The sequence below is a fragment of the Streptomyces sp. NPDC002076 genome, from assembly GCF_053593835.1.
This window is the reverse complement of the sequence record NZ_JBSFDI010000027.1, coordinates 13,110-30,313: the sequence shown is the minus strand read 5'-3', so window position 1 is coordinate 30,313 and position 17,204 is coordinate 13,110. Positions and strand designations below refer to the sequence as shown.

Below are 17,204 nucleotides of genomic sequence, written 5' to 3'. Positions count from 1 at the left end.
CATCGCCCCTCTGTGCGCCCAACATGTGCAACGAGGCCCCGCCGGACGTACTCCGAGACTGGGCCCCGAGGGTCAATTCCTGCGCTGCCCGTCTCTTGGGTCAGAGGGTGTCGCGGATCATCACGGTGAGGACCGGTGAGGCCGGTGACGGCTGGCTTTTTCCGATGTCCTCGTATCCCCACGACTCGTGGAGCGCGTGGACCTTTCCATCCCCGGCGGCCGAGTTGACCGTAAGCGTCACGTACGGCTCGTCGCGGATGGCGAGGAGGGCGTCGTGGATGTGGCGGGCAGTGCCGGTCTTTCGCCAGGTCGGGCGGACGCCGATCTCCTTCAGGGCCACGGCCGGGCGCTCGGTGTACTTCTGGGCCGGTGTCGGGCTGGTGCGCTGCCAGTAGCGGTCGCCGTGCCCGATGGTGTTGCCGTAGGCGTAGCCGACCGGATGCCCGTCCGCGTACGCAAGGACGGCCGTGAACCCCGGCTCGGTGCCGTGCCGGTCCAGGCGCTCACCGAACGCCGTGACGGCGTAGTTCGGCAGGTGGAGCAGCGGGGCGCGCACGTCGGCGTACACGTCAAGGAGATCACCGCGGGCGGTGTCGAGCGTGGTGAAGGTGCGTAGTTCGACGGCGGGCGCCGTGGTCATGCGGCCATCCTCCAGGTGGCAGTGTGCTCGGTCCAGGTCCGCACGCTGGAGCTGCCCGGTGCCGTGGCGCGCAGCGCGGCCCCGAACTCCTGCAGCATGCGCGTGACCCGAGCGTGATGGGTGGCGGCTTCGGCGGGGACCTTCATCGCGGTGGCCGTGGCGGCGTCGGGGGCGCCCTGAGCGAGCTGGGCGTGGGCACCCTCGTCCTCGGCGTACGCCTGCACGACCCCGACGCCCTGGACCGGCACGCTTCCGTCGACCTGCTGGACGGGCACCTGCGCCACGCCCGCGGCGAACAGGACACCCGCGTGGCCGACGAGCCCGCTGCCGCGGACGCGATCGCCGACCTGTGCGCGGGGCTGCCGCTGGCCTTGCACATCACGGCTGCGCTGCTGGCCGACAGCCCCGGCCGGCCACTGGCCGTCCACGCCCGCGCACTGGAGGCGGCCCACACCCGACTAGACCGGCTGCACCGCAAAGTCGTCGCGGTGCGCGCCGCGTTCGATCTGTCCTACCAGCGGCTGGCCGTCGACCACGCCCGCCTGTTTTGTCTGCTCGCGCTCGCCCCCGGGCCCCGACACCAGCCACTGAGGCGGCCGCCCATCTGCACTGCCCGGCCGTGGACCTGGAGCGTACCGAGGACCTCCTGCCGGACCTCGCCCGCGCCCACCTGGTCATCCAGCCTGCAGCCACGGGGGAGTGGGGGCCGCTGGCGCATGCACGACCTCGTGCGCCTGTACGCCGACGAACACGGCCGCGCCTGCGCCGACACCGATCAGCGCGACACCGCCCTGACCCGCCTCCTCGCCTACTACCGCGACACGACAGCAGCCGCTGCCACCCACCTCGACATGGCCCTCGGCCCCGCCTCGCCCCGCTTCCCCGACCGCGGCAGCGCCCTGGCCTGGCTGGACGTTGAACGCCCCACCCCGGTCGCTGCCGCAGCGCAGGCTTCCGCTCTTGGACACCCCCAGACCAGCACGGATCTCGTTTTTACCCTCTCCCGCTACTTCCACCAGCGCCGGTATGCCGAGGACTGGATCGCGGTCAGCGCCACCGCGCTGGAGGCATCCCGTGAGCCCGCTACACGACTGCTCCGACTCAGCTGAGCAAGGCACGACCAGCACGACAGATCCACAGGTGAGATACCAGGTGTTGGTGCGGGTCCGGTTCGCGTCCGGCAGCACCGTGCAGTCGACGAAGCCATCGGAGCGTAGCCTGTTCAGAACGCGGGATATCAGCTGCCGCGTGCCGCCGGGACGCAGCATCCGACGCAACTGGCTGGTGGTGACGATGCGGTGCTGGGCGAGCCCGGCCAGCACCTGGTGGGCCAGGGGTTCGGCCGGGCTGGGAGCCCACGCCGAGGCTGGAGTGTCCGATGCGGGGCTGCTCATGTAATTCCTTTCGGTGCACGCCCGGGCCTGGGTGTGTTGAGCGCGCCGGCTCCGCGCATGAGAACACCGGTCGACGCGCCGATCACTGGATGCCGAGCTATCTGCAGCGCGAAGGCGTCGTCAAGGTAGGCGTCGACCACGCTGTCAAGATGACGCGCCAACCGGTCGTTGCCGCGGGTGGCCTCCCCGACTTGAGCAGTACGGGCGGCAGCTGCGTCCCGCAGAGCAGTGTTCACGAGATCGGCGGCGGTGGCGGTCGGGCTGCTCGTACCGCAGGCGTCGCATGACGCACGGTCGACGTTGGAGGTGCCACAGGCGCCGCACGTCCAAGCGCTGCTCATATGAGGCTTTCCTTCCGAGGCCGTGGCGGGCTCCTCATAGGTGGTTGCTGAGGAGGAAACCCGCGGGCCCCGACCAGAACCCCGACCACGACGCCCCGACCACGGTCACGAAGGCGAAACAGCCCACCGTGGTCGACATCCATGGCCCAACCATGGGCCGCGCCGCGCCTGGCAGCTCGCTTCTGCAGTGGAGGTCCGTAACCAGCTCGGCAGGAGGCCGCCGGTGTTCTAGGCAGAGGGCGGACTTACGAGAAGTTCGGCGATGGCCGGTCCGCAGCAGCCGGGCTGCTGCGGGGCGTGGTGGCGAGCCACGCCACGCCGGCCATCGTGCGACACCCGGCCCGCAAGGGACCAACGACCCGTAACCGGATGCCGCGTCTATGGGGCGGTGGGTGAAGGCGCGCTCACCGCCGGTTTCTGCCTCGGGGTTGGGCGGCCTGCTCGAGGATCCGCCGGCGCGTCCAGCGCCGGCGCCCAGCGTTGTGGCGGAGATGGGTCGGGTCCGTGAGTCGACTGGCGCCGGTTCGGGGTGCCGGCAGGGGCGGCCGCTCGGGTCCGCCCCTGTCGGCGTTGGATCAGGATGCTTCCGCGACCCGGTTGAAGAGCCGGCCGGCGAGGTCGACGCCTGTGACCGCGCCGTTGGCGTCGCGGGAGAAGTAGCCGCGCTGCCCTTTGAGGCCGCCTTCGGTGACGATGTACTCGTCGCCGTCGCCGTCGCCGTCGCCGTCGCCGTCGCCGTCGCCGTCGCCGTCGCCGGGAAGGAAGCCGATGTCCGCGGCCGGGTAGTCCGGGGGCATTTCCTCGTCCGATGCCTCGCGGATCTCCGGCTTGATGCCGACCGCCAGGGTGAGACGGGTGCCGTCGGTGGCGATGTCGAGGTTCATGGCGTCGATCTCGTAGCGGCCGACGACCTGCCCGGCTCGTCCCTCGTCGTACGGGACCGGCTCCGCCGTCTTCTCGATGACGCCGAGGTAGTGCTCGAGCGCCCACCGCACGACGGACTGGTTGAAGGGGTAGCCGTCCGGGCCGGCGTTGGCCAGGGAGACCACCGCGAAGTTGCGCTCGGGCACGATGAGCAGCTCGGCGAACTGGCCGTTTCCCGAGCCGCCGTGGCCGATCCCGTGCAGGCCGTCCAGGTCGTGCAGAAACCAGCAGATGCCAAAGCCGTCGCCGAGCGTGCTGGCGCGCAGCCTGACCGTCCGCTCCCGCATGCGGTGCAGCTCCGAGGCGGGCAGCACGCCCTCGCCGTTGCCGAGTTGGAACCGTGCCCAGCGCAGCAGATCGCTCATCGAGGAGGCGAGGCCGCCGCCGGGGTGGTCGCCGCGCGCGCCCTCCTTGAACGCTGCCCAGGGCCGGGCGGGGCGCAGTTCGCCGTCGTCGTCGCGGTTGTAGCCCACGGCGAACTTGCGGACCATCACCTCGGACAGGCCGTACACGGTGTCCGCAAGGCCCACCGGCTCCAGGACGAGCGAGGCCATGGCCTGCTCGAAGGGCAGGCCCGTGACCTTCTCGATGATCCGCCCGGCCAGGTTGTAACCGGCCTGGCTGTACGAGGCGCGGGCCCCGGGCGGTGCGATCAGCGGCAGTTGGGGCAGCTTCGCCACGAGCCCGGCCAGGGAGCGGTCGCCCTCGCCGTCGTCGATCAGGTTCCAGTCCAGGCCCGCGGTGTGGTTGAGCAGGTTCAGGACGGTGATCTGCTTCGCGGCCTGCTCGTCGGCGAGCTTCAGCTCGGGCACGTAACGCCGTACCGGCGCGTCCAGGTCCACCTTTCCCTCGGCGACCAGGCGCATCAGCGCGGTCGCCGTGAAGGTCTTGGATACCGAGGCCAGAGGGAACAGCGTCTTCTCGTCGACTGGCAGTGGGTTGCTGAGGCTCGTCACGCCGTGCGAGGCGTAGATCTCCTGTCCGTCCAGGAGCACCCCGACGGCGACACCAGGAACGCCGAGCTCCGTGGCCTGTGCCTTGACGAACTCCGACAGCTTGTCCTGCAGCATTGCTCCCCCTTCGAGCACTTGAACTAAGTACGAGAAGCAGCGTAGGTATTACTTGAACAAAGTGCAAGACACGTCATGAACTAAGTTCAAGTAAGGTGGTGGCTATGCCGCGAGACACCCTGACCGCAGACCGGATCGTCCGTGCGGCCATCGAACTGCTCGACAGCGAGGGACTGGACGGCCTCAACATGCGGAGCCTGGCGAAACGCCTCGGCTCGGCAGCCACGGCCGTCTACTGGCATATCAAGACCAAGGATGACCTGGTCCGACTCGCCAGCGACGCGATCTGGCACGAGGTCGAGCTGCCAGACCTCGGCACCACCGACTGGCGCACGGCCGCCACCGCCCAAGCCAGGGGCATGCACGCGATGCTCACCCGGCATCCCTGGCTCGTCCAGGCGTTCGGCAGCCACCTCCTGCACGGCCTCGGTCAGGCCCGGTACAACGACCTCAGCCTGGCCATCTACGAAAAGGCGGGCTTCGCCACCGACGGCGCGGACCGGGCGGCCGCCGCCGTTTTCACCTTCGTGCTCGGCAGCGCGCTCGGCCCCGCCGCACAGGTCTCGCTGAACCGCCGGCTGAGCAAGAACGGCGCAGACGCCGAGCAACTGATGGCCGACGCCATGACACGCGCCACCGAGACCGCCATGCAATTCCCGCATCTGCGCGAACGCCTCGACACCACGGCCGCCATAGACTACGCCGCAGCGCCCGACAGCACCTTCGAGTTCGGCCTTCAGTCTCTCCTCGACGGCTTCGAGGCCAGCCTCGCTCGGCGAGAGTGACCCGCGCCTGGCACTGGGACAAAGGGCTCATCGCGCTTCTCCGGGGGTGATCGGCATGCCCAGGGTGCCCGGGGTGCGGTTGCGGTTCCGGGCAAGGCGGTCGAGCGAGGCGAGATTGTTGCGTGCGGCTTCAAGGTTGATCTGGAGGCCTTGGACTTCGCCGAGCCAGCCGTTGACGCGTGCCTCCTCGATGCGGTCACCGAGGTTGCGGATGATCTCTTCCAGCCGTCGGCGCTGCTGGGGGCGACTCGGAGCATCGGACACCGGATGGCACGGCGGCCCTGGGTGACGAAGTCGCGCCAGGTACCGGCGCACCGGTTCGATCGGCTGTCCGTCGGCATCCTGTACCTCGTACGGCACGACACCTCCGACCTCAACTACTCGCCCCCGCCTTGGCAGCCGGATCGCGTCGACATCGCGTTCCACATCGTTCGGTAGTGCCACGCGGATCCCTCCATTCGAGTTGCGTGACTTCCTACCGGTGCAGCACGGCAGACCGTCCACGACACACGCGTGTCGCCCCCGTTAGTCCGGTCAACTGTCGGGAGGTTCCGGCCCAGTCGCCTGCGCCGGGCACCGAGTCGTACCTCCAGTGGTACGGCATCGGTGCGTCGGTGTGCCACTTCTCGACCGTGTCGGTCGACCAGTCCTTCAGCGGCACCTGCCGTACAGCGTGGCCCGGTCCGATGTCGGGCCGGGCTGCCGCCGTATGAGGCCCGGGAGGGATTCCCCCGGATGGGTGTTTCTGCGCGACTTCTGCTTCGAGGGCAGCACGAGGTGCGCGGGGCCGACGAGGTCTGCGGGAGCCGGGTTCCTGCCCCTGGTCAGCTACGACGTGGAGTGTCAAATGAGCGACGAGAAGAAGATGGTGGCCGCGCTGGTGGTCGTCGGGGTGTTCGCGGTGGTCACCTACACCGCGTTCATCAACCCGCCGCTGGGCATCGCGATCGGCGTCGGCGTTGCTGTGGCGACGCTGGTGTGGCGGGTGCTCCGCGACAAGTAGCACCACCTTCGTGAAGGCCTCCCGCGGCTTCGCCGTCGCGGGAGGCCTTCGCTGTTTCCCGGAGCGCCGATGAACCAGCTTCCATGATTTTTTTCCGGTTCCTCCCCGCATTGATTCGTGTGTTGCGACTCCTCCTTTTGCAGGGCAGAGCGACGCACGAGAAGGACTGGAACACATGGCAGTTGGACGTGTCGAGCGCGGCATGGGTGACTCATCGCCGCCGCGCTCGCCCGCCTCCATCGAGGCGGCCGAAGGAAGCACTCCGGTCGAGCCGGAGAGTACCGAGGCAGTGCTCCCTCACCAGGCGTCGGCTGCGGGGGAGGTGACATCGGCCGACGCGGTCTCGGCTTACGCCCAGCTGCACAAGGAGATCAGCCAGGAGCTGTGGGAGAACCGCAACCGCCTCCGGGGCTACATCTGCTCACAGGGCTACAGCGAACCGGACCAAATCCAGGGTGTAAGCAGCTCGCCGCGGACCCCCGCAAGGAACCGGAGAGCTACTTACACGGGCAGCGGACGCCTTGGCCCTCTCCAGTCCCCGAGGCTCACTCTGAGACCGGCGCCGTTGCCCGCCGATGGATTCGTGGTGGTGACGTGGGCGCCGGGCAAGGTCTGAACCGGCCAGGGCCCACGAGGCCTCCCGATAGAGCGACAGCCCGGCGTCTCCGCACCACTACGAGTCCATCCATGCCGTGAGCTTCGCGGGGTACGCGGGCTCCGGGCTGATGCCTCAGTTTCCCCTGGCCGTTCCAGGCCTCGGTCAAGAGCGGCACGGCCCGGAGCCTCCGTGACCACCGCGAAACTCACGGCGGCCGGCCGAACGTTGACCGTCACGGCGCGAGCCCGCTCCAGGGTCGACCTCTTGTTCATCCGCGAGCCAGTGAGCTCTGCAGACAGATCGAGCCCCTGGGGTGCGCTGGTGTCGCGAACGGCTACTGAGATGGCGGACCAAAGAGTCCTGGGATTAGGGCGCCGCGTGACCCGCATGTGCTCGTGACCTGCACAAACGAATGGACCTGGGAGGACAGCTTGACCGTGTTCTGCGGCATCGACTGGGCGGAGCGCCACCACGACATCGCCATCGTCGACGACAACGGCACTCTGCTCGCCAAAGCCCGCATCACCGACGACGACGCCGGCTACAACAAGCTCCTGGACCTCCTGGCCGAACACGGCGACAGCCCCGGCACCCCCACACCGGTGGCCATCGAGACCAGCCACGGCCTCCTTGTCGCCGCCCTGCGCACCGGCAGACGCAAGGTCTTCGCGATCAACCCCCTCGCCGCTTCCCGCTACCGCGACCGCCACGGCGTCAGCCGCAAGAAGTCCGACCCCGGCGACGCCCTCGTGCTGGCGAACATCCTGCGCACCGACATGCACGCCCACCGCCCCCTGCCCGACGACTCCGAACTCGCCCAGGCCATCACCGTTCTGGCCCGCGCCCAGCAGGACGCCGTCTGGAACCGGCAGCAGGTCACCAACCAGGTCCGCTCCCTGCTGCGCGAGTACGACCCCGCTGCCCTGCACACCTTCCAGGGCAAGGAAGGTGGCCTGACTCGTCCCGACGCCCGCGTCGTCCTCACCCTGGCCCCGACCCCGGCGAAGGCCGCGAAGCTCACCCTCACCCAACTGCGCGCCGCCCTCAAACGCAGCGGCCGCACTCGCGCCTTCGACACCGAGACCGAGCGCCTGCGGGCCATCTTCCGCTCTGAGTACGCCCACCAGCTCCCGGCCGTCGAGGACGCCTTCGGCCAGCAACTCCTGGCTCTGCTCAAGCAACTGGACGCCGCATGCCAGGCCGCGGACGACCTCGCCGAGGCAGTCGCCACCGCCTTTCACCAACACGCCGACAGCGAGATCCTGCTCAGCTTCCCCGGCCTGGGCTTCCTGCTCGGCGCTTGGGTACTCGCCGAGACCGGCGACGACCGGAGCCGGTTTGCCGATGCCAGAGCCCTGAAGGCCTACGCCGGCTCTGCCCCGATCACCCACGCCTCCGGCAAGAAACGCTTCGTCGGCCGCCGCTTCGTCAAGAACAACCGCCTCATAAACGCCGGCTTCCTCTGGGCCTTCGCAGCCCTCCAGGCCTCACCCGGAGCCAACGCCCACTACCGGCGCAGACGCGAGCACGGGGACTGGCACGCCGCCGCACAGCGCCACCTCAACCGCTTCCTCGGCCAACTCCACCACTGCCTCCAGACCCGACAGCGATTCGACGAGCAGCGAGCCTTCACACCGCTGCTTCAAGCATCCGCGTGACTCAGAAGAAGGGCCACAAGCTCTGTCAGTGAGTGCTTGCCAACCCTCGTTGCGAGGCCGCGCCAGCGGGACGCCGAGTTACTCAGTGAGGGTGAGTAAACGAAGGTCAGCGTCCAGCATGCGGATCAACTCGCCAACCCGTCCGTCGCCACCCGGCGCCGTCGGGAAGCGTTTGAGCACGTCAACGACGACCGGTGTTGCACGATGCACCGTCCGCTCAAGGTGTTCAGCACCAACGCTGCGATCGTCGCCGGCGGCAAGTTCGGCTGCTCTGGCTGCGTAAGCGCCAGCTCCGAGAATGTGCTTGACCTGGGTGGCCTTGGCCAGCGGATGCAGGTAGGCGGCGCCTGCCGCAGACATCGCTGCCCACGCTGCCTCGCGCGCAGCCGCAGTTTCCGCGCTCTTGGCCGCCTTGAGGGCCGCCGACGCTGTGTCGCGCAGAGATTTCCCGCGCTCACCACCCTGGGCGAACTCCCACGCGGCACCGATAGCGTCTCGAGGCCGCGAGTCGTCCGGCTGATCGGCCTCGAATATCTCCAGTACCGCCTCCGCGCATGCCGCCGCGAACGCGGTGACCTCACGAAGGTCCTGCTTGCTCAGAATGACCTCGCTCGCTTCCCCTGTCATGGTTCCATCATCGATGATCGCGCTGGACCACAAGGCGGTAGGGTGGTTCCGGGCTGCCCATGCCAACTGGCTCCCAATCAGACTGGATCGTCGAACTGCTGGACCGGACTGGCCGCATTGTTACCCGTCCGACCAGTGCAGGCTCCGCCGACTTCGAAGGTCAGCTTGACTTCTTACGGCCCCACCCGCGATTGATCGTGGATGCTGTGCCTTGAGGGCCAGGGCTAGGCTCGTGGCTGATCACGGTTACCGACGAGGGGGTTCCGAGGCATGAGCGGGAGAGTGACGGCGGTCAGCAGCAACGGGGAGTACTCGTTCACCAAGCCGAACCGGGACAGCGTCAGATTGCTCGCCGGGCTCGGTGTGGAGGGGGACGTGCACGCCGGTGTGACGGTCAAGCACCGCTCGCGCGTCGCGCAGGATCCCACCCAGCCGAATCTGCGCCAGGTCCACCTCATTCATGAAGAACTCTTCGCCGAGGTCGGCGAAGAAGGGTTCAAGGTAGCGCCCGGCGAACTCGGCGAGAACATCACCACGCGCGGCATCGATCTGCTCGGTCTGCCGGTCGGCACATTGCTGCGCATCGGCGACTCCGCGGTCCTGGAAGTCACCGGCCTGCGCAATCCCTGCCTGCAGATCGACAACTTCCAGGACGGGCTGCTGAAGCAGGTCGTCGGCCGCGACGAGGCGGGGAACATCGTGCGCAAAGCCGGAATCATGAGCATCGTGAGAGAAGGCGGCGTGGTGCGCCCTGGCGACACGATCGAAATGGAACTTCCCAGCGGTCCGCACCGACCCCTGGACCGGGTCTGACCAGCCTCCCGGGCAGGCCGTGACATCACGACGGCCGCGCGGGTTCTTGAGCTGTGAAGATCAAGCAGGCCCGCGCGGCCATGGCCCATCCTGCCTTCTGCGGCATCGCACGCCAACATCTTGGCGAGTTGATCGAAGAACTCGCGCCGCGCTGGGAAGCGCGCTGCGAGTCCGCACGGCACGAACGGCGCCGGGGCGCGCGGCGATGGCAGGCCGGGGTCGGCCCGAGGTACGAACTCGTCTTCACCGACCGGCTGCTGGCCACCCTGGTTCACCTGCGCACCGGCCTCACCCACGAGGCCCTCGGCGTGATCTACGAGGTGGGCTCCTCCACCATCGGCCGTGCCATCAGCGAGATCCGCCCGCTCCTGGCGGAGCGCGGATTTGCCATCCCCGACCGGCTCGGCCTGCGACTGCACACACTGGAGGACGTGTTCGCCTACGCCGCCGCCGAGAACATCACCCTGCGCATCGACGGCACCGAGACCCAGGTCCGGCGCCCCAGGGCCAACCGGCCCGGCAGGCGGGCCTTCGTCTCGGGCAAGCGCAGGCAGAACACCATGAAGACCACCACCATCAGCGATCAGCGGGGCCGCACCCTGTGGTCCGGCGCAATGCGTCCCGGCCAGATGCACGACCAGACCTGTGTGCGCACCGAGGGCATCGCCGAGCAGTTCCGCCTCCAGCCCAACGTGAAAGCCGAGGTCGACGAGGGTTACCGGGGACTGGCCAACGAGTTCCCCGACCAGGTCAGCGCCCCGCCGAGAAAACCGAAGGACTTCGACGAGGCGCCGCTGACCGAACGGTACGGGTGGCGCGAGCAGCGGCGCCGTCAGTCCTCCCGACGGATCTGCGTCGAGCACGCCAACGCCGAACACCGGCAATGGCGCACGCTGCAGCGGTACACCGGACGGCGCGAGGACTACGGCCACACACACCGGGCCATCGCCGGCCTGGTCTCCGACCGCGCCGCCAAGCGGGCCACCCGGCACAAGCCGAGCACCGAACTCGTGCTCGTCCGCACGGCGGCCTGCTGAATCATCCACCAGCCGAACCCCCAGGCCGGCACGGCCCGACACCAATCGCGGGGCAGCCCGTTAGCCCCCTGAGATGTCTATCGGTGCTGGAAAGCGACACCCAGGTCCGCTACTACCAGGCCAGGCTGAAGCCCAACTTCGCCTTCACCCACGGCGAGCCCTGGCCCCTGCTCGTGCAGTGTTTCCGCTATGCCCGCAAAGACTTCCATCGCAAGGAGGGCAAGCAGCCCAAGCCGATGGACGAGTTGCCGTCGGCGGGTGGCGATGGTCCCTCCGCAGTGGACCAGGTGACGCAGCGCGAGGCCATCAACGCGTTCCTGGAGCGGCACCTGCCTCATGAGGGCCACCGGAAGGCGTGGCTCCTGGCTTCCCGGGACGGCAAGGGGCCAGTGGAGATCGCCCGTGAGCTCGGCATCGACCGGGGTACCGCGGCCGAGTGGCGCGACCGGGCCGTGGAGCGGCTGAAGTCCCCACCACCAGACGAGTTGGATCACCTGAGGTAGGCCCCTTCCAGGAGGGCACGGAGCCAGCCCTGCCCCGTGCCCCCGAGTGGAGGCCTACCTCCCGGTGCCTGCCCAACGTGGACAGCAGCCGGGCATCGGGAGGTGCGTGGTCTCTCCTGCGAGAAGGTCTCGTGGCCTCCGGCCTTAGAACTCCTAACGAAATGATCTATGAGGTGGTTGGATCACCCCGGGACCGATGATCTGGGGGTGCGGGGTGGCTCGGCCGAAGCCGTGGGAAGTTGACGACGAGCTGTGGGCGGTGATTGAGCCGCTGTTACCCAAGGTCGAGCGTCGGACGCGGTATCCTGGACGCAAGCGGCATCCGGACCGGCTGGTGTTCCAGGGCATCCTGTTCGTGCTACACACCGGGATCTCCTGGGAACACCTGCCGCAGGAACTCGGCTTCGGGTCGGGCATGACCTGCTGGCGGCGCCTGGCCGAGTGGACCGAGGCCGGCGTGTGGTCCCGGCTGCACGAGGTTCTCCTTGCGAAACTCCGCAGCGCGAACGCCCTCGACTTCTCCCGGGCGGCCGTCGACGGCTCCCACATCCGGGCGTTAAAGGGGGAGCCAAGACTGGACGAAGCCCTGTTGACCGGGGCAGAACCGGCAGCAAGCACCACCTGCTGACCGACGCCACCGGGATCCCGCTCGCCGCCACCCTGACCGGCGGCAACCGCAACGACGTCACCCAGCTGATCCCGCTGCTCCAAGCGGTACCGCCGGTGCGGGGCAAGCGAGGCCGGCCCCGGCGCCGCCCGGACGTGGTCCTCGCGGACTGTGGCAACGACCATGACAAGTACCGCCGCTTGGTCTGGGACCTCGGCGTAAAGCCGCTGATTGCCCGCCGCGGCACCGAACACGGCTCCGGTCTGGGCACCCAACGCTGGGTCGTGGAACGCGCCTTCGCCCACCTGCACTGGTTCCGCCGCCTACGGATCCGATGGGAGATACGCGACGACATCCACGAAGCCTTCCTCACTCTCGGATGCGCACTCATCTGCTGGCGACGCCTGAACTCACTGCCAGTAGTTTCTTGACCGAGGCGTCGTCACCACCTCGTTCGGCCACGTCTGCCGGACCCGGACGAGCTGCTCACGCAGCTCGTCCACCCAGCCGTCCCCCGGATCCAGGACGACGCGGACCGAAACCCCGGACTCGCCACAGTCGTCCACCGTGACGATAGGACGGGACACCGAGAATTGCCTGTCGATCTCAATCCGGATCTCAGTGTCGCCCTTGGCCGTCCAGCGGATGCCCTGCCTGTCGGAGAGCTCGTCCAGGGCCGTTGACCAGTCGTCGATGACTTCCGGTGACAAGCACAGCCCAAGGCGCCCGTTGGCGAAGGCGCTCGTGATGACGAGCTCGGCATCAAGGTAGTCGTTGTACGGCGTGTCCCCAGGCCTGTTCCGCCCCAGAATGCGTACCCGGACGCTGCTGTCCGGGTCGATCAGGCAGATCAGGTCTACCCCCTTGCCCTCATCCACGCGTCCTCCCAAATCCCCAACGTTCCCGATCATCATGCACGAGTCGCGAACTGGCCCCCGTCGGTATTTCGTTAGGAGTTCTTACGCCATCCCCCTGGGCTGTCGTTGCGCGTACGGACACGGCCCGGTGCGCCACAGAACTCGCAGGTGCGCAGTGACTCCGCGTCGGCGGAGGCGATCAGAGGCCGCAGCACGCCGCTGGTGCCGGCCGGACTCTCCACATGGAGGCGCAGACCACCCAGCTTTTCCTTGAGATCGACGGCACGGTAATCGGGGGCGACCGCAAGGATGCGTTCGTGCAGACGCTCCAGCAACTGCCGCCAGCCCGGTCCCACCGCGTGAGCACGTTCGGGAATCTGTACTGGCTGCGGACCGGCAGCCGCACCGGGATGGGGCATGCCGCCATTTTCGCCCCTTCAAGCACCTGCGTGCACGCCGCCTGCTCAGCCGCTGGTAACCCACTGATGACCGGCCGCCGTTGTGGCCGACCGATCCACCGCCCAGGGGGCATCGGCCTGGCGGGTGCGCACCCTGAACCGCCCGGGGCGGCGCATCTCTCCGCGCCCTGCCGGAGGGTGTCGTCACCCAGTTTTCTGAGTGGTTGCTGTGGCTGTGAACTGGGGTTTCTCAGTTCCTGTGGGTGATGTTCGCGGTGTCTGGGGGCTCGCGGGGTGTGGAGCTGGGCGGGGTGGTGTCTATCTGACCTGCGCATACGTGGGTGTGCGCAGGTTGGTCGAGCGTTGTGCAGTTCCAGTGAGCTGCTACTTGGCGGGGCCGATCAGGTGGTGTCGGGGTTGGTGAGTTCGTCGTGGGTGAGGGTGACGCGGGTGGCTTTGCCGGCTTTGCTGGCGGTGGTGGTGGGTGGCAGGACTCGGACGTGGATGAAGTAGACGCGGACGCCGGAGAGTTCGGTGTACGGCGGCCACGCGCCGGGGGGCGTCGGTGGGCAGTTCGAGGAGCTTGTCGGTGATGTTGTAGATGACGAGGTAGGCGGTGTGCTGTCCGTAGTCGTGGGCGTACTTGATGATCTGGTGCACGCCTTTGACGAGGTAGCCCTTGCCGCGGCTGCTCCCGTCGAAGATCTTGCCGTCGCACACCAGGGGGTCGCGGCCGTCGAGTTCTCCGATGAGGTCGGCTTCGCCGGAGGCTGAGCGGGGCTTGGCGTGGGTGATGTGGTCGCCTTCGAGGAAGAGGAAGCGCTGCAGGTCGAGGTTGTAGACCTCTTCGCCCTTGGCGCGGTCGGCTTCGAAGCGGGTGTAGAGCTCTTCGCGGTCGAACCACTCGATGCGGGTTCGGTAGCGCTCGAGAGTGTGCAGGATGCTGCTCTCGGCCCCGACGCGTTCGCTGAGGTAGCCGAAGAGAGGCTGCAGGATGTCTTCGGTGAACTCCCGCCAACTGTCTTGGGGGCGCCCGCTGATGCTGTAGCCGATAGCGGTCTGCCACCCGATCTCGGGATTGTCCGCTTCCTGCTCAGCAATGTGCTGCATCAGGTCCCAGATGAGTACGGCTCGTCCGTCTTCGGTCCGGCTGGGCCAGACGAACTGGCCGCTGCGTGTCAGCCCAGTGCGGAAACGTTCCCGGTCCATGTTCGGCTCGGTGCGGGCGGCTTCCTCGAGGAGGCCTTTGAGGGCTGGCTGGCTGTTGATCCAGGTGACGGCGATGTGGACTTCGTGGCCGGCGCTGGAGAAGGGCGCGGTCATGAGTTTGCGCAGGCGTTCGCGTACGGCGACCTGGAGGCGCTGTTGGTACTTCACCCGAAGAGGCCTTTCAGAGGGTATTTCGCGGAGTGGTGTCTGTTTTGGGCTTTGGTGTGGGTCGGGTGGGCTGGTCGGTGACGTGTGTGTCGGTCCGTGGTCCCGCCGGGGCGGACTGTCCTGGTTCGGGTTGGTCGGCCGGGTCGCGCGCCATGGGGTGCTTGGCGTTGGCGTGCACGTCTTCGATCGTCCGGGGCAGGTGGCCGAGGCTGAGGCGTTCGCGCAGGTTGCGTGCTCGCAGTGGTCGGTCGGCCTGGGGGCGAGGGTGGTGGGGATCTCGGGGTAGTGGGGGTGGGGCGGCAGGTCCGGCGGCGGCTTGGAAGCCGGCTCCTCCAGGTGTGGGGCGAGGGCGAGGATGGTCTTGGGGGTGATCCGCACCGCCGCGGCCTCGGGCGCCGGCTCGGCCAGTTCTTCGGTGAGTTCGGCGATTCCTGCACGCGGGACGTCGCTTCGCGCGTCGAGGGCGGACTCGCGTTCGTCCTGAAGGGCCAGGAGCCGGTCGGCGCTGGTCACGCGGTCGCCTCCCGAGGGGCGGTGGCCACGGCGGGGGTGCGCCAGGTGGAAGTGTTCTCGCCGGTCGGCCGACGGGAGAGGCGGTCGGTCTCGGCCCAGTGGACACGGGACTCGGACGAGGCGGGCAGCGACTCGTAGTCGCGGACCAGGCGTCGGTGCAGCATGAGCGTGCCGTTCGTCTGCTCGGCCCGCCAGCGGATCGGCTGCGGCACGAAGCCCTTGTCCTTGTCGGCCGGATTGCGCTCGATGACCTCGGCGGTGATGCCCGACTCCGCTCCATGCTAGGCGACTTGGCGCTTGAAGCCCTGGTCGGCCTTGGCCGCGACCGCGGTCGGGACCCGCTCGGCGGCCTTGTCCAGCAGCGCCTTGCCGATCTCGTTGTCGTGGACGCTCGCGGCGGCGACGATCACCGTGATGACCAGGCCTAACGCGTCGACCGCGAGTCCCCTCTTGCGGCCGGGGACGTTCTTCGCGGCATCCTTTCCGGTCGTGGCGGCTGGGACGTTCACCGCCGCGTGCAGACTCTGCGTGTCGATCACGACGAGCGTGGGGTCCTCTGCTCGGCCGGCCCTCTCCCGCACCTGGCAGCGCAGCAGCTCGTTGATCGTCTGGTCTCTGCCGTCGTCCCGCCGCTTCGCGAAGTAGTAGTAGACCGTGCTGGCCGCCGGCAGGTCGTGCGGCAGCAGGGCCCACGAGCAGCCGGCGCGGTTCTGGTAGAGGATCGCGTTCATGATCTCCCGCATCTCGTACCGGCCCGCGTGCCCGCTCACCGACGGATGGGCCGCCTTCCAGGCGGTGATCACCGGCTCGAACAACGCCCAACGCTCGTCGGACAGATCGGTCTTGTAGGGCTTGCGCTCGGTCATCCGCGCAGCCCATCACGCCCAAGCCCGCCGACCAGCCGAAAGCCGGAGGGCTCCACCCCGTCGAGTGATCACAAAGCAGGCATCACACAGCGAAAGGCCTTTGAGAGGCCAACTGACCGATCAGCCCTCACCTGCTGCGATGAAATGCTCGGTCGGCCTGCCCGACGGCACCTGGAGCGGGCAGTCGCAGGGCACCCTGCAAACCATCGTCTCCAGCAACGGCCAGACGAAATTCGAGTGCACCGGAAGCGGGCGGGGGACGGACCAGCACGGCCAATCCGCCCACATGGATCGCCTCAACTTGAACCTGTCGCAATAACTCGGACAACCGCCGTAGAGCCAGTCAGGACTCGTCATCATCATGCGTAGCGCCGCCTTGGCCGCAGCTGCGCTCGCCGGTGCCGTGCGAGAGGAATTCGGCCTGGCGAAGGCAGAGCCCGAGGCGGGGCAACGATGCAGCCTCAAGGGCCTGGGATCGGCTCCGGCCCGCGGTCGTGGTCAGCCGGAATGCCGGTCCTGGTACGCGGACTTGATGAGCGTCTCCGCGCCACGTGCCAGGTCGAGTCGGGCCTGTTCCGCGTCTTCGAGATAGCCGGCCACCATGGCGCCGTCGCGGAGCAGGAACAGGGTGCGTGCCGCCCGTTCTGGATCCGGGTGACCCGCCCTGGTCAGCAGGGAGGTGAGCGTGTCGTGGAACCAGGCGCGGTGCGCGGTCACGGCCTGACGCACGGGGTGGTCCGCATCGGGGTACTCGGCAGCCGCATTGATGAACGGGCAGCCACGGAATCCCGGACGGCACACCTCCTCGCCGATGCCGTGCACCATCAGCATGAGCAACTCGCCGGGCTCGTCCGTCATCTGGGCGGCACGTGCCAGGGTTGCGCGGATGTTCTGGTCCGTGGCTTCCAGGTATGCCCGAACCAGGTCCTCCTTGCTGGGGAAATGCCGGTAGAACGTCGCGCGGGTGACCTGAGCCTCGGCGATCACCCTGTCGACGGCCACGGCGTGGATGCCCTCGGCATAGAAGACGCGCATTGAGGCGGCCAGGAGCCGCTCGCGGGCCTCGGAGGGCCGGGCCGAAACATGGGCGGGGGGCGGGGCAGAGGTCATTCAGACACAATACAGAACGGTTCGTCTTATCGGGTGCGTCGCGTTCGCGCTCCGATGGGAGCCGAGGCGTGCGGGAGCGGGTG

The 17,204-nt window shown here is 68.3% G+C and carries 17 protein-coding genes and 3 pseudogenes; 8 read left to right on the top strand and 12 right to left on the bottom strand.

Features of this window, described 5'->3' with window-relative positions; all coding sequences use genetic code 11:
• Nucleotides 1–100: 100 nt before the first annotated feature.
• On the bottom strand, nt 101–640 hold the full coding sequence (locus ACWCQS_RS38720) for an N-acetyltransferase family protein (protein ID WP_451008836.1): 540 nt from the start codon (nt 638–640) through the stop codon (nt 101–103).
• Nucleotides 637–837 (bottom strand): annotated as a pseudogene (locus ACWCQS_RS38715) (hypothetical protein); the annotation flags it as partial. The pseudogene ACWCQS_RS38715 and the gene ACWCQS_RS38720, both read right to left, overlap by 4 nt.
• Here ACWCQS_RS38715 and ACWCQS_RS38710 point away from each other — a divergent pair.
• Nucleotides 832–1,749 carry a hypothetical protein gene (locus ACWCQS_RS38710; protein WP_451008919.1) on the top strand — a complete coding sequence of 306 codons (918 nt, stop codon included), beginning with the start codon at nt 832–834 and terminating at the stop codon, nt 1,747–1,749. The pseudogene ACWCQS_RS38715 and the gene ACWCQS_RS38710 sit on opposite strands and share 6 nt — an antisense overlap.
• 30 nt (nt 1,750–1,779) lie before the next feature.
• Here ACWCQS_RS38710 and ACWCQS_RS38705 read toward each other — a convergent pair.
• The 3 genes and pseudogenes from ACWCQS_RS38705 to ACWCQS_RS38695 all read right to left on the bottom strand — a co-directional run.
• Nucleotides 1,780–2,034: pseudogene (locus tag ACWCQS_RS38705) on the bottom strand (MarR family transcriptional regulator); the annotation flags it as partial.
• Nucleotides 2,031–2,375, bottom strand: a complete 345-nt coding sequence (locus tag ACWCQS_RS38700; RefSeq protein WP_451008835.1) for a hypothetical protein — start codon at nt 2,373–2,375, stop codon at nt 2,031–2,033. The pseudogene ACWCQS_RS38705 and the gene ACWCQS_RS38700, both read right to left, overlap by 4 nt.
• Nucleotides 2,376–2,950: 575 nt before the next feature.
• Nucleotides 2,951–4,369: a serine hydrolase domain-containing protein gene (locus tag ACWCQS_RS38695; RefSeq protein ID WP_451008834.1), complete on the bottom strand. Its 1,419-nt coding sequence runs from the start codon at nt 4,367–4,369 to the stop codon at nt 2,951–2,953.
• Nucleotides 4,370–4,473: 104 nt separating this feature from the next.
• Between ACWCQS_RS38695 and ACWCQS_RS38690 the strand changes: the two genes are divergently transcribed.
• Entirely contained in the window at nt 4,474–5,154 is a 681-nt protein-coding gene (locus ACWCQS_RS38690) for a TetR/AcrR family transcriptional regulator (protein ID WP_451008833.1), read from the top strand.
• Nucleotides 5,155–5,181: 27 nt separating this feature from the next.
• Here the strand turns inward: ACWCQS_RS38690 and ACWCQS_RS38685 are convergent, their stop codons facing one another.
• Entirely contained in the window at nt 5,182–5,598 is a 417-nt protein-coding gene (locus ACWCQS_RS38685) for a hypothetical protein (RefSeq protein WP_451008832.1), read from the bottom strand.
• Between the two features lie 403 nt (nt 5,599–6,001).
• Here ACWCQS_RS38685 and ACWCQS_RS38680 point away from each other — a divergent pair, with 403 nt between their 5' ends.
• Both ACWCQS_RS38680 and ACWCQS_RS38675 read left to right on the top strand, forming a co-directional pair.
• Nucleotides 6,002–6,157 carry a hypothetical protein gene (locus ACWCQS_RS38680; RefSeq protein WP_451008831.1) on the top strand — a complete coding sequence of 52 codons (156 nt, stop codon included), beginning with the start codon at nt 6,002–6,004 and terminating at the stop codon, nt 6,155–6,157.
• A 1,029-nt stretch (nt 6,158–7,186) separates the two neighbouring features.
• Nucleotides 7,187–8,413 (top strand): IS110 family transposase, encoded by a 1,227-nt coding sequence (locus ACWCQS_RS38675; RefSeq protein ID WP_451008830.1) that lies wholly within the window; start codon nt 7,187–7,189, stop codon nt 8,411–8,413.
• A 78-nt stretch (nt 8,414–8,491) separates the two neighbouring features.
• Here the strand turns inward: ACWCQS_RS38675 and ACWCQS_RS38670 are convergent, their stop codons facing one another.
• Complete coding sequence (locus ACWCQS_RS38670; protein ID WP_451008829.1) at nt 8,492–9,073, bottom strand: putative immunity protein; 582 nt, start codon at nt 9,071–9,073, stop codon at nt 8,492–8,494.
• A 237-nt stretch (nt 9,074–9,310) separates the two neighbouring features.
• On the opposite strand from ACWCQS_RS38670, the gene ACWCQS_RS38665 reads away from it, so the two are divergent.
• From ACWCQS_RS38665 to ACWCQS_RS38650, 4 genes are all read left to right on the top strand, one after another.
• Nucleotides 9,311–9,853: an MOSC domain-containing protein gene (locus tag ACWCQS_RS38665; protein ID WP_451008828.1), complete on the top strand. Its 543-nt coding sequence runs from the start codon at nt 9,311–9,313 to the stop codon at nt 9,851–9,853.
• 80 nt (nt 9,854–9,933) lie between these two features.
• A complete protein-coding gene (locus ACWCQS_RS38660) occupies nt 9,934–10,890 on the top strand; it encodes a transposase family protein (protein WP_451008916.1) in 957 nt (318 codons plus the stop codon).
• An 83-nt stretch (nt 10,891–10,973) separates the two neighbouring features.
• Nucleotides 10,974–11,393, top strand: coding sequence for a hypothetical protein (locus ACWCQS_RS38655; protein ID WP_451008827.1), 420 nt, complete (start codon nt 10,974–10,976; stop codon nt 11,391–11,393).
• A 196-nt stretch (nt 11,394–11,589) separates the two neighbouring features.
• Nucleotides 11,590–12,431 (top strand): IS5 family transposase gene (locus ACWCQS_RS38650; protein ID WP_451008826.1). Its coding sequence is split into 2 segments (ribosomal slippage): nt 11,590–11,950 and nt 11,950–12,431, totalling 843 coding nucleotides; the frame shifts between segments, so codons are not numbered across the junction.
• Here ACWCQS_RS38650 and ACWCQS_RS38645 read toward each other — a convergent pair.
• From ACWCQS_RS38645 to ACWCQS_RS38625, 5 genes and pseudogenes are all read right to left on the bottom strand, one after another.
• Nucleotides 12,411–12,878, bottom strand: coding sequence for a DUF5959 family protein (locus ACWCQS_RS38645; protein WP_451008825.1), 468 nt, complete (start codon nt 12,876–12,878; stop codon nt 12,411–12,413). The two genes, ACWCQS_RS38650 and ACWCQS_RS38645, sit on opposite strands and share 21 nt — an antisense overlap.
• 71 nt (nt 12,879–12,949) lie before the next feature.
• Nucleotides 12,950–13,276 carry a hypothetical protein gene (locus ACWCQS_RS38640; protein WP_451008824.1) on the bottom strand — a complete coding sequence of 109 codons (327 nt, stop codon included), beginning with the start codon at nt 13,274–13,276 and terminating at the stop codon, nt 12,950–12,952.
• A 363-nt stretch (nt 13,277–13,639) separates the two neighbouring features.
• Nucleotides 13,640–15,145, bottom strand: a complete 1,506-nt coding sequence (locus ACWCQS_RS38635) for a hypothetical protein (protein WP_451008823.1) — start codon at nt 15,143–15,145, stop codon at nt 13,640–13,642.
• Nucleotides 15,142–16,011 (bottom strand): annotated as a pseudogene (locus ACWCQS_RS38630) (IS5 family transposase). The gene ACWCQS_RS38635 and the pseudogene ACWCQS_RS38630 overlap by 4 nt, the downstream one beginning before the upstream one ends.
• Before the next feature lie 498 nt (nt 16,012–16,509).
• Nucleotides 16,510–17,121: a TetR/AcrR family transcriptional regulator gene (locus tag ACWCQS_RS38625; RefSeq protein ID WP_451008822.1), complete on the bottom strand. Its 612-nt coding sequence runs from the start codon at nt 17,119–17,121 to the stop codon at nt 16,510–16,512.
• Nucleotides 17,122–17,204: the final 83 nt, after the last annotated feature.

What these genes read in the sequence shown, in the direction of transcription:
- ACWCQS_RS38640 (WP_451008824.1), bottom strand. Translation starts at nt 13,276, where the DNA reads ATGCCCCATCCCGGTGCGGCTGCCGGTCCGCAGCCAGTACAGATTCCC.
- ACWCQS_RS38700 (WP_451008835.1), bottom strand. Translation starts at nt 2,375, where the DNA reads ATGAGCAGCGCTTGGACGTGCGGCGCCTGTGGCACCTCCAACGTCGAC.
- ACWCQS_RS38720 (WP_451008836.1), bottom strand. Translation starts at nt 640, where the DNA reads ATGACCACGGCGCCCGCCGTCGAACTACGCACCTTCACCACGCTCGAC.
- ACWCQS_RS38695 (WP_451008834.1), bottom strand. Translation starts at nt 4,369, where the DNA reads ATGCTGCAGGACAAGCTGTCGGAGTTCGTCAAGGCACAGGCCACGGAG.
- ACWCQS_RS38660 (WP_451008916.1), top strand. Translation starts at nt 9,934, where the DNA reads ATGGCCCATCCTGCCTTCTGCGGCATCGCACGCCAACATCTTGGCGAG.
- ACWCQS_RS38680 (WP_451008831.1), top strand. Translation starts at nt 6,002, where the DNA reads ATGAGCGACGAGAAGAAGATGGTGGCCGCGCTGGTGGTCGTCGGGGTG.
- ACWCQS_RS38625 (WP_451008822.1), bottom strand. Translation starts at nt 17,121, where the DNA reads ATGACCTCTGCCCCGCCCCCCGCCCATGTTTCGGCCCGGCCCTCCGAG.
- ACWCQS_RS38690 (WP_451008833.1), top strand. Translation starts at nt 4,474, where the DNA reads ATGCCGCGAGACACCCTGACCGCAGACCGGATCGTCCGTGCGGCCATC.
- ACWCQS_RS38665 (WP_451008828.1), top strand. Translation starts at nt 9,311, where the DNA reads ATGAGCGGGAGAGTGACGGCGGTCAGCAGCAACGGGGAGTACTCGTTC.